This is a genomic window from Synechococcus sp. PCC 7502 (assembly GCF_000317085.1).
Taxonomy (GTDB): domain Bacteria; phylum Cyanobacteriota; class Cyanobacteriia; order Pseudanabaenales; family Pseudanabaenaceae; genus PCC-7502.
Map to the genome: position 1 here is coordinate 2,098,378 of NC_019702.1, position 13,836 is coordinate 2,112,213.

17 protein-coding genes, 1 other RNA gene and 2 pseudogenes are annotated in these 13,836 nt (G+C 40.3%); 10 read left to right on the forward strand and 10 right to left on the reverse strand.

Annotated elements, in window-relative coordinates:
• Positions 1–47: 47 nt before the first annotated feature.
• Positions 48–221 (reverse strand): annotated as a pseudogene (locus SYN7502_RS20985) (IS701 family transposase); the annotation flags it as partial.
• 120 nt (positions 222–341) lie between these two features.
• On the opposite strand from SYN7502_RS20985, the gene ssrS reads away from it, so the two are divergent.
• Positions 342–529: non-coding RNA, 6S RNA (gene ssrS / locus SYN7502_RS18610), on the forward strand.
• Here the strand turns inward: ssrS and SYN7502_RS10315 are convergent.
• Both SYN7502_RS10315 and SYN7502_RS10320 read right to left on the reverse strand, forming a co-directional pair.
• Positions 529–1,857 (reverse strand): D-alanyl-D-alanine carboxypeptidase, encoded by a 1,329-nt coding sequence (locus SYN7502_RS10315; RefSeq protein WP_015168772.1) that lies wholly within the window; start codon positions 1,855–1,857, stop codon positions 529–531. The two genes, ssrS and SYN7502_RS10315, sit on opposite strands and share 1 nt — an antisense overlap.
• Positions 1,858–2,018: 161 nt before the next feature.
• Positions 2,019–2,504: an allophycocyanin subunit alpha-B gene (locus tag SYN7502_RS10320; RefSeq protein WP_015168773.1), complete on the reverse strand. Its 486-nt coding sequence runs from the start codon at positions 2,502–2,504 to the stop codon at positions 2,019–2,021.
• 209 nt (positions 2,505–2,713) lie between these two features.
• Between SYN7502_RS10320 and SYN7502_RS20205 the strand changes: the two genes are divergently transcribed.
• Entirely contained in the window at positions 2,714–3,922 is a 1,209-nt protein-coding gene (locus tag SYN7502_RS20205) for a hypothetical protein (protein WP_015168774.1), read from the forward strand.
• A 161-nt stretch (positions 3,923–4,083) separates the two neighbouring features.
• A complete protein-coding gene (locus SYN7502_RS10330; RefSeq protein WP_015168775.1) occupies positions 4,084–4,524 on the forward strand; it encodes an Hsp20/alpha crystallin family protein in 441 nt (146 codons plus the stop codon).
• 112 nt (positions 4,525–4,636) lie between these two features.
• Here SYN7502_RS10330 and SYN7502_RS10335 read toward each other — a convergent pair whose 3' ends face one another.
• The 4 genes from SYN7502_RS10335 to SYN7502_RS10350 form a co-directional block, all read right to left on the reverse strand.
• Positions 4,637–5,545, reverse strand: a complete 909-nt coding sequence (locus tag SYN7502_RS10335; protein ID WP_015168776.1) for an FTR1 family iron permease — start codon at positions 5,543–5,545, stop codon at positions 4,637–4,639.
• A 12-nt stretch (positions 5,546–5,557) separates the two neighbouring features.
• Positions 5,558–6,592 carry a J domain-containing protein gene (locus tag SYN7502_RS10340; RefSeq protein WP_015168777.1) on the reverse strand — a complete coding sequence of 345 codons (1,035 nt, stop codon included), beginning with the start codon at positions 6,590–6,592 and terminating at the stop codon, positions 5,558–5,560.
• Positions 6,593–6,787: 195 nt separating this feature from the next.
• Positions 6,788–7,252, reverse strand: coding sequence for a photosystem I reaction center subunit II PsaD (locus tag SYN7502_RS10345; protein WP_015168778.1), 465 nt, complete (start codon positions 7,250–7,252; stop codon positions 6,788–6,790).
• Positions 7,253–7,385: 133 nt separating this feature from the next.
• A complete protein-coding gene (locus SYN7502_RS10350) occupies positions 7,386–7,913 on the reverse strand; it encodes a GNAT family N-acetyltransferase (RefSeq protein WP_015168779.1) in 528 nt (175 codons plus the stop codon).
• 78 nt (positions 7,914–7,991) lie between these two features.
• Between SYN7502_RS10350 and asnS the strand changes: the two genes are divergently transcribed.
• Genes asnS through SYN7502_RS10365 form a run of 3 tightly spaced genes read left to right on the forward strand, consistent with a single transcriptional unit; the run spans position 7,992 to position 11,498 of the window.
• A complete protein-coding gene (gene asnS / locus SYN7502_RS10355; RefSeq protein ID WP_015168780.1) occupies positions 7,992–9,383 on the forward strand; it encodes an asparagine--tRNA ligase in 1,392 nt (463 codons plus the stop codon).
• Between the two features lie 56 nt (positions 9,384–9,439).
• A complete protein-coding gene (locus SYN7502_RS10360; protein WP_015168781.1) occupies positions 9,440–9,754 on the forward strand; it encodes an REDY-like protein HapK in 315 nt (104 codons plus the stop codon).
• A gap of 1 nt (position 9,755) precedes the next feature.
• Positions 9,756–11,498, forward strand: a complete 1,743-nt coding sequence (locus SYN7502_RS10365) for a succinate dehydrogenase/fumarate reductase flavoprotein subunit (protein ID WP_015168782.1) — start codon at positions 9,756–9,758, stop codon at positions 11,496–11,498.
• 49 nt (positions 11,499–11,547) lie between these two features.
• Here SYN7502_RS10365 and SYN7502_RS10370 read toward each other — a convergent pair whose 3' ends face one another.
• Positions 11,548–11,850: a hypothetical protein gene (locus tag SYN7502_RS10370; protein WP_015168783.1), complete on the reverse strand. Its 303-nt coding sequence runs from the start codon at positions 11,848–11,850 to the stop codon at positions 11,548–11,550.
• Between the two features lie 79 nt (positions 11,851–11,929).
• Between SYN7502_RS10370 and SYN7502_RS18895 the strand changes: the two genes are divergently transcribed.
• The 4 genes and pseudogenes from SYN7502_RS18895 to SYN7502_RS21545 all read left to right on the forward strand — a co-directional run.
• The gene (locus SYN7502_RS18895; RefSeq protein WP_015168784.1) at positions 11,930–12,106 is read left to right on the forward strand and encodes a transposase; all 177 of its coding nucleotides are present in this window, start codon (positions 11,930–11,932) and stop codon (positions 12,104–12,106) included.
• A 173-nt stretch (positions 12,107–12,279) separates the two neighbouring features.
• On the forward strand, positions 12,280–12,591 hold the full coding sequence (locus SYN7502_RS10380) for a transposase (protein ID WP_015168729.1): 312 nt from the start codon (positions 12,280–12,282) through the stop codon (positions 12,589–12,591).
• On the forward strand, positions 12,545–12,892 hold the full coding sequence (locus tag SYN7502_RS10385) for a transposase (RefSeq protein ID WP_371257759.1): 348 nt from the start codon (positions 12,545–12,547) through the stop codon (positions 12,890–12,892). Before SYN7502_RS10380 ends, SYN7502_RS10385 begins: the two co-directional genes overlap by 47 nt.
• A 14-nt stretch (positions 12,893–12,906) precedes the next feature.
• Positions 12,907–13,011: pseudogene (locus SYN7502_RS21545) on the forward strand (IS701 family transposase); the annotation flags it as partial.
• Positions 13,012–13,103: 92 nt separating this feature from the next.
• Here the strand turns inward: SYN7502_RS21545 and SYN7502_RS10390 are convergent.
• Entirely contained in the window at positions 13,104–13,574 is a 471-nt protein-coding gene (locus SYN7502_RS10390) for a transposase (protein ID WP_371257760.1), read from the reverse strand.
• Entirely contained in the window at positions 13,528–13,827 is a 300-nt protein-coding gene (locus tag SYN7502_RS18900) for a transposase (protein ID WP_041429369.1), read from the reverse strand. Before SYN7502_RS18900 ends, SYN7502_RS10390 begins: the two co-directional genes overlap by 47 nt.
• Positions 13,828–13,836 lie beyond the last annotated feature (9 nt).

Below are 13,836 nucleotides of genomic sequence, written 5' to 3' on the forward strand. Positions count from 1 at the left end.
GAGAGATTTTCTAAGATAAATTGACGAATGACAGATATAAAAAATCCCTCGATAAACAAGTCTTTAGGTGTATGATTCTCGAGCAATAAAAAATGGTTTACGCTGTCATGACTCAAATCAATCGCTCATGATCTTGGCTAAGACTTTGGTTCTGTAGGCAAATATAAAGTGTAGAGGTGGCAATTACACTTTGCTGTTGAGGGCTTTGTCTGTTCTCTCACTCCAAGACCACCAGATAAACGCTTAATTTACAATCACCATATCTTTGCTATTCTGTCAATGTGTAATTCCTGTAGAAAGATATTAGCTAAAGATTAAAATATCGAAGTTATAATAAGTTCAATCCTCTGTGATGTGCGTGACTGCCAAAAACGTTCTTTGATCTATAAGCGTTTTTAAGGAAGCACCCTCAGGTTAGTGGCAGTAAACCAGACTTGTATCTGGAAACTTTAAGCTAGCTAAATGCCCAGCTTCCACCTTGGTTATCCCGGGGTCAAAAACTGCGGTAAGACGGCATTACGGAGGGGGTTATTGAGGATTAAGCTCAAGCAACGGCAGGATGACTTCGCTACGATTACGCTCTTGCCAAGGAATGGGCTTAAAACTAGGAAAATTCGGAAAATTAGAGGCAATTCCCTGCCCCCATTTTTGGGTAAGTGTCAATAAAACCTGATCTTGTCCACGGTGAAAAATATCTATATCGCCCGCTCCACGGTTGAGAATAGCAAACCAAATAGTACCGCGATCGCGGGTTTGAAATACTCCTCCTAAGGCACTAACATCAGAGAGGGTTCCCGTTTTCACGATCGCCCCAAGGGGTAAATTACGATTTCTAATGGTGCCGCACCGACATTCAGTTGAAGCGAATAGGTCTGCTAAAGATAAACCCTGAGCCTGAGCCAAATTTTGAATGGCGATTAGCATTGCTACTGTAGCTCTAGGGGAAATTTGATTTTGCTGCCCTAATCCAGAGCCATTAATTAATCTAACCTCTCCCGATAATCCCGTAATATTAGTAACCTTTTGAGCGATCACCTTGCCACCACCAAGGGAACTTGCCAATATTTCCGCCATATCATTATTACTAAAGATATTCATGCGCTTGAGTATCTGCCACAGCGGTAAAGAGGAATGTTCAAGTAAGGGAGTTGTTGCCGTAGGATAAGCACTAGTGTAGAGAGACTTACCTAGAATCAGCACCTGTGGGGGGGATATTTGGGGAGTCATGGACTGGTATGTTCTTTGAATTGCTGCCGTCCATTGCTGAGAATTAATGGCTTGTCGTAAAAAAGTCGTACTTAATTTGGGATCGGTTTCAAAGTTCATATAGAACCCTTTAGTTACGATCAAGTTACCTTGGACTCGATAGATACCTAGACGATTAATAGCATTACCTATGGCGATCGCATCTTCCCACACAAATAAAGGATCAGTACTACCCTGAATAATTAAATCTCCTTGCAGAGTATTACCCACGATTCTGCCCGTTGTCGAGACCTTAGTTATAAACTGATAGTTACTACCCCAAGTATCCAGAGCCGTCAGCGTAGTGGCAATTTTAGTTAAAGAAGCCGCAGAAATTGGTTTTGTCCCGTTATGGTCAGCAAGAATGGTGCCATTGCTGGTTTGCATCCATATCCCCTGACTATCGGCGTTATAACCTTCTTTTTTTAAGTTGAGGAGTAAAGACTTAACCGCCAGATCAGCATCGGGGTCTGAGGTTGATGATGCCGAGGCTAAAACTATGGGACTAGTAAGCGACGAAAGTAGGGAAATCGGAATTCTGACCGCTTGCTGCTCGAGCTGAGATACTTGCACTTTAGATAAAAGAGCGATCGCTCCCACTAGATTCCACATAGGTTATTTGCGTGATCGTAAATTCTGGACTGATTATAGACTATGTGAGTTAGGGAAAAAGTTCACTAGAATCCAATAAATTACCAAAAAAGGGAGCCATAGCCACTCCCTAGTTAAAATATTTGATTTGGATTTTAATTACCAATTTGAATTGCCAAAAGTTAAGACATCGCTTGAATCACATAATCAAAGTACGGTTCGGCGAGGTCAGCATCTTCTTCGGACAATAGCTCAAGGGAAGCTGTTTTCAGGCACCGCACCGAGTCAGCCATCCCATTTACAGGCACACCCAAGGAGTTATACATTTCCCGCACGCCAATAATACCGATCGATTCGATGGGGTCTTTATCTCCCGCCAAAATCCCATAGCTAATCAGACGCACATACCAACCATAGTCACGCAGACATTGAGCACGCTGTCTTTGTCCATAGGCATTACCGCCAGGGGCAATATAGTCGGGATGAATCTTCCACAACTCAGCACTAGCTTTTTTAACAATTTTGCTTTCATTTTCTGCCAAAGTTGAAGCAATCCGAATCCGTTGCCCACCCGTCTGCAAAAAAGTTTTAATATCTTGAAGCTCGTCTATAGTAGGATAGCGGAGTTCATCGTCGGCTTTGAGTAAAACTTGACTAACTACACTCATAAAATTTAATACTCGTAAAATTAAATAAAACCGGTCAAAGTATAACTATTAGTTTACAGATACTTGCCCAGATGTAGTTAGTACTACTCTACAAATCTTCTAAAACAAAACTTAGATATTCATCTTACGGGTAGTGTTACAGTTTTAGCGAACCTATGTTTTTGCAAAGTTTTTGTAAACTCATTGAAAAAATATTTAACCAGAATCCTATGCTAAATCCATCCCATCTGCACAGACTATTTTTATATGGATCAATCCTTTTATCTCAGGTATTACCCCTTGCTGCCCAAGCAGAAACCCCCGAAGAGATAGCCTGTTACAACGATGTTCAAGGCAAAGTGGCATGGAATCAAAAAGGAACAAGAACTTGGGGTGAAGATAATGCCCGTAATTTATGTAAAGGTGTTGTGCAAAGAGCAAAGCGCATTTCCTGCTTTGAAGCTGGCATTCTGTCCCATAACAATTGGAGTAAAGCCATCAGTGACTGTGCCCAAACTGGTGGAGAAGCCATAACTGCGATCGTTCCAGGTAAACAATGTATCTACAATCGAGGCGGCTATGCTTTGACTGTACAGTGGTACAACCCCGGCTTAATTGTTTTTAATGGCGGTGATGCTGATGATTATAGTAAATACTCCACACCCGGCACTCCATTTAGGACTGAAAAAATTGCCTTAGGGCAAACTTCCTGTACAGATGCCGCAAATCGGGCAGCAGTTGTGAGGATCATTGGACAAGGATTTCTGAATGAAGGAATTACGATTGCCGTTGGCACAAGTGTAGGCATAGGAACTGGTGTCCTTGGAGCCATTGCCTGTGTTGGCACAGCAGGTGTGGGTTGTCCAGCAGCAGTGGCTGGAGTATCAGTAGCAACTGCAGGAGCAATTTCAGCAGTGGGCTTAGCTCTGCCTGAAGTCAAGGAAATCGCCTATATTGGGGTACCTGGTTCCACAAATTATTTGGACTTTTCTGGCACAGCTTGGAATGTGGGGATTTCAAATAAAGTACCACTTAGCCAAACCCGTAATTTTGCCAAGGAATCTGCCCAGACTGTCGCAAGCAGCATTAAGGACTTTGTCACTGGAGGCACCCCTGGACCAAGAAGTATTACCTTTAACAACCAAGCGGGCTATGTGGCAGAAATGGTGGTGATCTATCAGATTTATAAGGATTTTGGCAATGGAACTATAATTCCGATCCCAGTTACCAAGAGTTCTGGTCAGATATCTCTAGGATTTTCTAAGCACATTGATATTCCTGTGGAAATTGCAAATCTGCCGATTAGCGTGTTTATAAACGGTGTAGGTACTACTAAAAATCAGATCCTAGGTGCTACTGTTCCTGCTAACTTTTCTGGCAACAGATGCTTTAAGTCCTTCGGCACAATTTTTAATCCCCAAAGTAGCAACTGTAATTAAGAGTAGGGTTTTGCGATCGTAGAAACCGAACTTTGATCTCTTGAAGCTATTGTTAAGATAACTCTAGTGAAAAGCTAATAGTTAGTATTAGTTGAAATCACTAAATTACCTAGAAACGCTCGGTTTTTAGTTAAGTAATATTGATTTTAGGAGATAAGACTATGACTATTATTCGTTGGCAGCCCTTGCGTGAAATTGATGCTTTGCAAAGGGAAATGAATCGTCTATTTGAAGGTTTGACCCCTATCACTGAAAATGCTGCTTCCAACAACTTTGTGCCATCAGTGGAGTTGGAAGAAGATACTGACGTTATTCACTTAAAACTAGAAGTTCCCGGTTTAGAAGCTAAGGATTTAGATGTACAAGTAACGGCTGAATCTGTCTCTATTAATGGTGAACGCAAGTTTGAGCGTACTGCTAGTGAAAATGGCATAACTCGTTCTGAATTCCGCTATGGTAAGTTCCAACGGGTCATTCCTTTACCTAGTCGAGTGCAAAATACCGCAACCCAAGCTGAATATAAAGATGGGATTTTACGCTTAACTTTGCCTAAGGCTGAAGATGAAAAGAATAAAATATTTAAAGTTAGTCTAGGTAATTAGATGACTAATTTGAATATTAGAGATCTTAGTGTTTTAGGTATTAGTTAAGAGCGGGGAACAAAATAATTTAAGGATTAAATAGTCACATTGGGAGATTAATTTCTCCCTTTTTTTATGTATTTTTAGATGAATTTTTGATAGAAAATAATCTGGTATTTGTAAGGATTTGCCAGTAAATTGTGCCTATACCAACTAGAAATCCTAGGTAGGCGATCGCCTGAACCAAATAAAGTCGATCAGTGTAACCAAATAACGCCCGTAATACTATCCCTGGAAACTGTCTTTGAGGTAGAACAGTACTCAAGTTCCAAACTAGTCCACCAAGGATACAAGAGTTTGGACTTGCCCAGCATAGGGATAGGGACTCTGATTGGGATAGCAAGCGAAAAACGGTATCAAAATGTCCTAGGGTGGAAATTACTAGCCCCGATACAATCAGGATTAGAAGTACCCCCATCACCCGAAAGAAGTTGCCAATATTAATTTTGATCCCAAACTGAAATAGGCACACACCGATCAAAACACTGCTGATTAAACCTGTGATCGCCCCTAAAATTGGTAACGCCCCTTCTTGAAACTTGGCAGTAATGAAAATCACCACCTCAAATCCTTCTCGCAACACAGCAAATAGAATTAGGCTAAAAATTCCCCATTGTTCACCCCTCTGCCCTAGAGATTGATTGAGAGCAGATTCTACCTCTCCTTTAATTAATTTACTCTGTTGAGTCATCCACACTAGCATCCAACTCAGCATGGCGATCGCCACTAGGGTAAAACTACCTTCTAGTAAAGGCTTAAATATGGGAGCAACTTCTGGAGTATCAAAGGATTGTAGGAGCCAGTTAAAAGCCAAGCCCACACCACCACTAATTAATATTCCGCCCACAACCCCAGCAAATACCCAAATGTATAGGTAGGTACGCTCTAATTTCTGGAGGTATGCCATGACAATCCCCACGACTAAAGCCGCTTCTACTCCCTCTCGTAAAGCAATTAAAAAAGTTGGCAGGGCAAATTCCATAGGGATTTTAGTTTAGCTAAATAACATTTCCAATAATTCCTCATCAGAGATTTGATGGTGGAGAGTCAATGTCGCTGGGCCTTTTAAAAATTCTTTAATGGTGATACGGCGATCGCGAAAATCAGTAACAAACTTATATATTTCTTCCGTCATCTTAACTTGAGCTTCCATTCCTTCCACAGCCTCGGCAATAGGATCAATACCTAATTTGGTGATCTTTTTATACTCTGATGCCATGCCCCCTTCATTGGTATTTTTAGTGGTGCGAAGTTCCCGCTTCAAATTCTCAAATTGACTTTTCAAAAACGCATTTTCAGCTTCCACCTTGGCACATTGGCGGGATAGTTCATCGGTACTGTTGCGATTAATAATCTGTCCTAGTTCCTGCTGCTTTTCGATCGCTAAAAGTTTGGCTAAGTCTCCAGTTTGGTATGCCTGATTAACTTCCTTCATTACCTCGGTGTAGTATTCCTTATCCTCAGCATCGGTTAATTTATCGGGGTGAAAAATCTCTGCCAAGCGCAGGTAAGTTTGACGAATTTTTTTTAGCTCTTCTCGGTCTAGCTTTTCTGCATCTTGCTTAATTTCCCGTTGCGATCTCTGCTGCTTATATTCCTCATCTGGCTCACCTTCAGGAAAGTCAAAGTTAAACTCAAACATATTTTTGTGATTAGGTTCACGTTTAGGGCTAATTAAGCCACTAGCTTGCAGACTATAGTAAACAGATTCAATATTTTGGCGGGACTGTTTCCCTAACTTTCTCCCAGTAAAAATTTCTGTAAATACGGCATGAATCTGCCCATTTAGTTCTAGAAGCTGCTGCATGATGGGGATAGTGTGTTGTCTAATCTTGATCCCAAGCTCATTTATGCCATCAGTGAGCTTATTTAACTCTGTTCGTTTTTTCTCAATCTGCTGTAGTAGTTTGGCATTTTCCTTTTCTAAAAAATTTAAACGCACACGCAGTTCAGAAAGATCAAGCTCATTGCTTGAATTATCGGGTGGAGCCACAGCATTACGAGTTGAGGCTTTGGGTTTTCGAGCCATAGTTTAGATCGTTTGCTCCAGAGTCACAGCATTAATAGTTTAATATAGCTTTCCATAACCTCTAAGTAGCAAAGTTACACTACATCTATTCAAATACAACTTCATGGGCTTTAAATTCATACCTAACAAACAAAAAATCAAGGGTAAAGATTTTTCCTTACCCCTAAGCAATATTCGATTATGCCAAACTTAATTTTAGACTTCGTAGGTAGCTTTACCCGTGAATTTAACGGAGATAGGATTAGGATTATCACCAATTTTACGGCTGACACTATTTACAGCTACACGCCCAGCATTAACTTTCTCAGGGAAAACACCATCTTTAGGATGTAGATATACTTGATCCCCATTGGGAAATTCACGCCAAACTTTATAGTTATTGATTTTGAACTTTCTAAGCTGAGTGCCTAGAGCTAGTGCCTGTTCCTTTTTAGCAAGGTATAAAGCATTGTCACCCTGATTCATAATGGCTGCGCCACCAGTAGGTAACTCAAATACTTGTTCTTTGGGGCTATTCCAAGTAATCAGGTATTTTTCTTCTAAATAAGCAGCAGAGAGTAAGCCGCCAGTGCTACCGCCCCAGATCGGGGTTTTACCTGAAGGTTTACCAGGGGTAAAGGTCGCAGGGGTCTCTTGAACTTCTTGAATTTCTTCTGACATTAAATTTATCTCCCAGTTTATAGAAACTTTGTTTCTTATCTATGAGCAAACATATCACTATCACCTACCCCCTCTTCAATAGAACTTAATGATCCTTTACCTAGGCAGACTCTAATTTTAGTTGATGTTCAGTTTACAAACGCAGTCCCAAAATTGCTAAATCTCGCTCTACTTGATCTAGTTCCGCCACTTTGGGTAAAAATCCCCATTGGTTGAAGCCGAGATTAGCAAAAAGTTTAAGGCTGGGCAGGTTATGTCCAAAAATAAATCCCAGTAGGGTTGATATTCCGAGATTAGGACTAGCTTGAATAGTATGGCTCAGTAAAAGTTTACCTAAGCCTTGGTTTTGATAATTGGGATGAATGTAAATACTCACCTCGGCGGTTTTGTGATAGGCAACTCTACCATAGAAGGGCTGTAAGCTTACCCAGCCTAAAATTTGATCTTTTGGTTCTACTGCTTCTATGGGATTTTCTATGACCCAAATGGGATGAGTTGCAGAATTATGGCTAAAAAACCAGCTACGTTGACTAAATACGGATACTGGTTCTAGGTCTGCTGTGGCTGTGCGATCGGGAATGGCAGAATTATAAATCTCGACAATCGCCCCTAGGTCACTTTCCAGTGCTTCACGAATTTTTTTATAGACTTTATCGGACATTTGCACTTAATTCCATCATAGCAGCCTGTCTTTATAAGATAATAGCTAAAACCCTAGCAAATCTCTTAGCACTTTAGTATGCCCAGAATTAATGACCTAATCCGTGATGGCGAACCTAATCAGCAAGTAATCGCTCAGGGCTGGGTTAGAACCAAACGGGAGAGCAAGGGTATAACTTTTTTGGAATTAAATGATGGCTCTTGTTTATCCAGTCTGCAAGTGGTTGTCCAAAACGATCGCTATGAGGAATCTTTACTTAAGCAAATTACTACGGGAGCATCACTGCGGGTAAATGGGGTATTGGTGGCATCCCTAGGTAAAGGACAAAGAATTGAAATGCAGGCGCAAGCGATCGAAGTATTTGGCACTGCCGATCCAGAAACCTATCCTTTACAAAAAAAGCGACATTCCTTTGAGTTTTTACGGGAAATTGCCCATTTGCGATCGCGGACGAATACCTTTGGGGCAGTTTTTAGAGTCAGAAATGCCTGTTCCTATGCCATTCACAAATTCTTTCAAGAACGAGGTTTTATTTGGGTACATACCCCAATTATTACCAATAGTGATTGTGAAGGGGCAGGAGAAATGTTTGCGGTAACAGGGCTGGATTTGCCTAAACTGGCTACTTCTGGCAAGGCGATCGACTATAGCCAAGATTTTTTTGGTAAGCCCACATTTTTAACGGTGAGCGGACAACTAGAAGCTGAGGTCATGGCAACGGCTTTTACTAATGTTTATACCTTTGCCCCCACCTTTAGGGCAGAAAACTCTAATACTTCTCGGCACCTAGCGGAATTTTGGATGATTGAACCCGAGATGGCGTTTTGTGATTTGGAAGGGAATGCTGATTTGGCTGAGGAGTTTCTTAAGTATATTTTTAACTATGTCTTAGAACATTGCTCTGAAGATATGGCATTTTTTCAGCAACGGATTAGCGATCGGGTTATGCCCAATGCTGAGAAGATTATTAAAGAAAAGTTTGAACGTATTACCTATACTGAAGCTGTAAATATTCTGATAAATAGTAATCAAGCCTTTGAGTTTCCTGTTCAGTGGGGGCTAGATTTGCAATCAGAGCATGAACGATATTTGGCGGAAACCCACTTCCAAAAGCCTGTTATTGTCATGGATTACCCCGCAGGTATTAAGGCTTTTTATATGCGTCTTGATGATACCTCTAACCCTGATCGCCAAACCGTAAGGGCAATGGATATTTTAGCTCCTGGGATTGGAGAAATTATTGGCGGTTCCCAAAGAGAAGAACGGCTAGAGGTCTTGGAGGCAAAGATTAGAGCGATTGGGCAGAATCCTGAAGACTATTGGTGGTATTTAGATTTACGGCGCTATGGGACTGTGCCCCATTCTGGCTTTGGCTTAGGCTTTGAAAGGTTAGTGCAATTTATCACAGGTATGGCTAATATTCGGGATGTGATTCCGTTTCCGCGATCGCCTCTCAATGCTGATTTCTAAAACTTTTAATTAGCACTAAACTCATATTTATCAATAATCCTCAATTTACAATCAAAATGTCTAAAATTATCCTCACCTACAAACTTAAAGCTGAAGTGAACCGTGAACAATTTGAAACTTGGCAAAGAGAATTTGATTATCCGAGTATGCGAGGACTAAAACGCGTAAGTTCTTTTGTCAATCATCGAGTGATTCGTCCATTGATAGGTGAAAAAGCTCCAAGTGTAGATTATATTGAAGTCTTTGAAATTTCTGATCTGGAAGGTTTTATCCAAGAAGATATGGGTGGAGATGTCGTTCAATCAGTAATGGGGCAATTTATGGGCTATGTGGAAAATCCAGAGTTTCTGATTGTTGAAGAAGTAGTTTAATATGATCGACCATGATGTTTTAATTGTAGGTGGTGGTTTAGCGGGTTCAAGGGCTGCGGTAGCGATCGCCCAAAATTATCCTCAACTAAGTGTCGGCTTAATTTCTAAGGTACATCCCATTCGTTCCCATTCAGTCGCCGCCCAAGGAGGAATGGCAGCCACATTGGGAAATTTAGATAGTGAAGATAACTGGCTCAGTCATGCCTTTGACACGGTTAAGGGTTCGGATTATCTTGCCGATCAAAATGCCGTAGAAATTTTAACCAAGTCTGCCCCTGCAGTAATTATTGACTTAGAACATCAAGGCGTTCTGTTTTCAAGATTTGAGGATGGACGCATTGCCCAACGTGCCTTTGGTGGTCATAGTAATCGCCGAGTTTGCTATGCTGCGGATAAAACTGGACATGCGATTCTGCACGAATTGGTGACTGGATTAATCCGTTATGGTACCAAGGTTTACGAAGAATGGTATGTAATGCAGTTAATCTATGAAGAGGGAGAAGTAAAAGGATTAGTTGCCTACTGCCTAGAAACAGGAGAAGTGGAAGTATTCAGAGCAAAGGCAGTTTTATTTGCTACAGGTGGCTATGGTCGAGTTTTTAATACCACATCCAACGACTTCGCTTCTACGGGTGATGGTTTATGCTTGACCGCGATCGCAGGCTTACCGTTACAAGATATGGAGTTTGTGCAGTTTCATCCTACGGGTTTATATCCAGTCGGTGTTCTAATTTCAGAGGCAGTCAGAGGGGAAGGCGCATATTTAATTAATGATCTGGGCGATCGCTTTATGGGAAATTATGCTATCAGCAAAAATAAAATGGAACTTTCCCCCCGTGACATTACTTCTCGGAATATTGCCCAAGAGATTAGGGAAGGCAGGGGTATTAATGGTGGAGCTTTTGTGCATTTGGATGTTAGGCATTTAGGCAAACGGAAGATTATGAGTCGGATTCCTTTTGCCCGTGAGGAAGGGATAAGAATGTTGGGAATTGATTGCATAGAAGCTCCTTTACCTGTGCGTCCTACGGTGCATTATTCTATGGGTGGCATTCCGACTAATACTAATTGTCAAGTGATTGATGGAGATAGTGTTCCCATTAGTGGCTTCTTTGCGGCGGGAGAATGTGCCTGTGTATCTGTGCATGGGGCAAACCGATTGGGAGCAAATTCACTTTTGGAATGTGTAGTCTTTGGGAAGCGATCTGGTGAAAAAATTGGCGAATATGTCCAAAATCGCTCTTTACCTAAATTAAATTCTCAGTTTTACCAAAGTCAGGCTGAGTTTAGACTGCAATCAGTTCTTAATCAAAATGGTAGTACTTCTATTTTTAATCTTAGAACCCAACTCCAAGACCTGATGACCGAATATTGTGGTATTTATCGAGATCACGAAAGTCTAAGTACAGGCTTAGGGAAACTGCAAACTTTGAAAAGAATTTATAATCAAGATTTAAACCTAGGCGATCGCAGCCCTGTTTTTAATATGGAATTAACAGCAGCCTTAGAACTAAAAAGTCTAATCACCGTAGGCGAAATTATTATGGCAAGTGCATTAGCAAGAAAAGAAAGTCGTGGAGCGCATTCCCGCAGTGACTATACGCAACGAGATGATCAAAACTTCTTAAAACATTCTCTTGGCTATATGCGAAATAATCAAGTTTATACTAGCGATCGTCCCGTAGATATGAGTTTGATTGCCGTAGATAGCGATCGGTTCACCCCCCAAGAACGAAAGTATTAATCTCCTAAGAACCACTTAAGCATTACTATAGAAAGCTGATTCAGAGTATTTAAGCGGGTTGAATATCCCATCCAGTTAATTCATCAACTGAAAAAATTTGACCAATCGATATTACTTGCATTCCTCGTTCTCGCATCTGATCAATTTGCTTATTTCCGTGATCATTGACCTCAGTAATTCTAAAGATCACTTTTTCATTATTTTTAATCACTATTCCTTCAAAGGAGATACTTGTGACTAGGGTGCCAATTGCCTCCGGGTGGCTAGGAGATTGAGGAAATTCCGACCCTCTAGATATTCTTCCAACTACTTTTCCATCCAACTCAAATTTTCCTTGGATATTACTGTTCATATTTTTCTTGTGTTATTTATTAAGAACCCATTTAATAAAGCATATATACTTAGTAAAGAAAAAATATTAGTAATAAAAAATGCGCCAAGGCTATGACAGTGATTTAACAGATCAGGAATGGAAAATAATTGGAGGAATGCTACTAACCCCATCAAAGCTAGATAGACCAGTAATTGTAGATAAGCGAGAAGTCGTGAATGGTATTTTCTACATACTCAAAAATGGCTGTACATGGAAAAACTTACCGCATGATTAACCGTATATTTCTACTTCCGAAGATGGACATTCATCGGGCTAATGGTAGAGATCAATCAGAAATTAAGTGAACGAGTAAGGATAGAGGATGGAAGAGAAGCAACAGCAAGTTTGGCAAGTCTATATAGAGCCTGTTTCATATCTATTATGAGCAAGATGTATGATGCTTAGAAAATGCTAAATCCATACTCAAGTAGCCTAACAGATAAAGAATGGGAAATTATAGAACCATTGCTCCCAAAGAAAAAGCAAACTAGACCACCAACTTGGACAAAAAGACAAATTTTAGACGGCATACTCTACCAACTTAAAAACGGTTGTAATTGGCGAGATATGCCCCGAGACTTACCACCATTCTCTACAGTGTATCGATACTACAAGGAGTGGAAAGATACAGGTACATTTACTGCGATTATGGAAGCTTTACATGCAACAGCCCGTGAACAGTCAAAAAAAATCAAAATGGACAACTTTAATCATCATTGACTCACAAGCAGTGAAAAATACTTGTAATGCAAGTATAGAATCCAAGGGCTTCTGCTCCTACAAAGCAACTAACGGGATCAAAAGACATTTAGCCGTTGACACTCTGGGATTTCCTTTCTTTACCTATTTAACAAGAGCAAATGTATCAGATGACCAAGGACTGATTGAAATGTTAACGATTAACATTGATTACTTCAAATCGAAGCCAGATGACATTACGCTAACTACGATATTGCTGGATAGTGGTTATCATATCGAAAAATTGACGACTGATTTACATAGGACTTACGCAGAAGAATGATTTGAGGGAGAGCAATGTCAAAAAAGTTTACTACCCTAGATTATTGTCAGTACTTGCTAAGTAGTCAAATAAACTACACAATCACGAATTTAGCAGAACATATAGAGCCTGTTTCATATCTCATGAGTAGCAATTCTTTTTAGCATCAAGCGAATAAAGCAAAGATTGAGTTTAGCTGTAGCATTAACGAGAGTTCTCTCAAAGTTCTTAACTAAGATTTTGCATCTTTCAACCCAATTACCCACCTTGTCGGCACAACTACAAACCCAGACAGACCTTTTTCTGCCTGCTTTTGCTTTGATACCTTAGGAGAAATTTCAAACCTAATCTTAGTCATAATCTCAGGATAAACCTTCTGTAAATCAGTCGTCAATTTTTCGATATGATAATCACTATCCAGCAATATCGTAGTTAGCGTAATGTCATCTGGCTTCGATTTGAAGTAATCAATGTTAATCGTTAACATCTCAATCAGTCCTTGGTCATCTGATACATTTGCTCTTGTTAAATAGGTAAAGAAAGGAAATCCCAGTATGTCAACGGCTAAATGTCTTTTGATCCCGTTAGTTGCTTTGTAGGAGCAGAAGCCCTTGGATTCTATACTTGCATTACAAGTATTTTTCACTGCTTGTGAGTCAATGATGATTAAAGTTGTCCATTTTGATTTTTTTTGACTGTTCACGGGCTGTTGCATGCAAAGCTTCCATAATCGCAGTAAATGTACCTGTATCTTTCCACTCCTTGTAGTATCGATAGACTGGTAAGTCTCGGGGCATATCTCGCCAATTACAACCGTTTTTGAGTTGGTAGAGTATGCCGTCTAAAATTTGTCTTTTTGTCCAAGTTGGCGGTCTAGTTTGCTTTTTCTTTGGGAGCAATGGTTCTATAATTTCCCATTCTTTATCTGTTAGGCTACTTGAGTATGGATTTAGCATTTTCTAAGC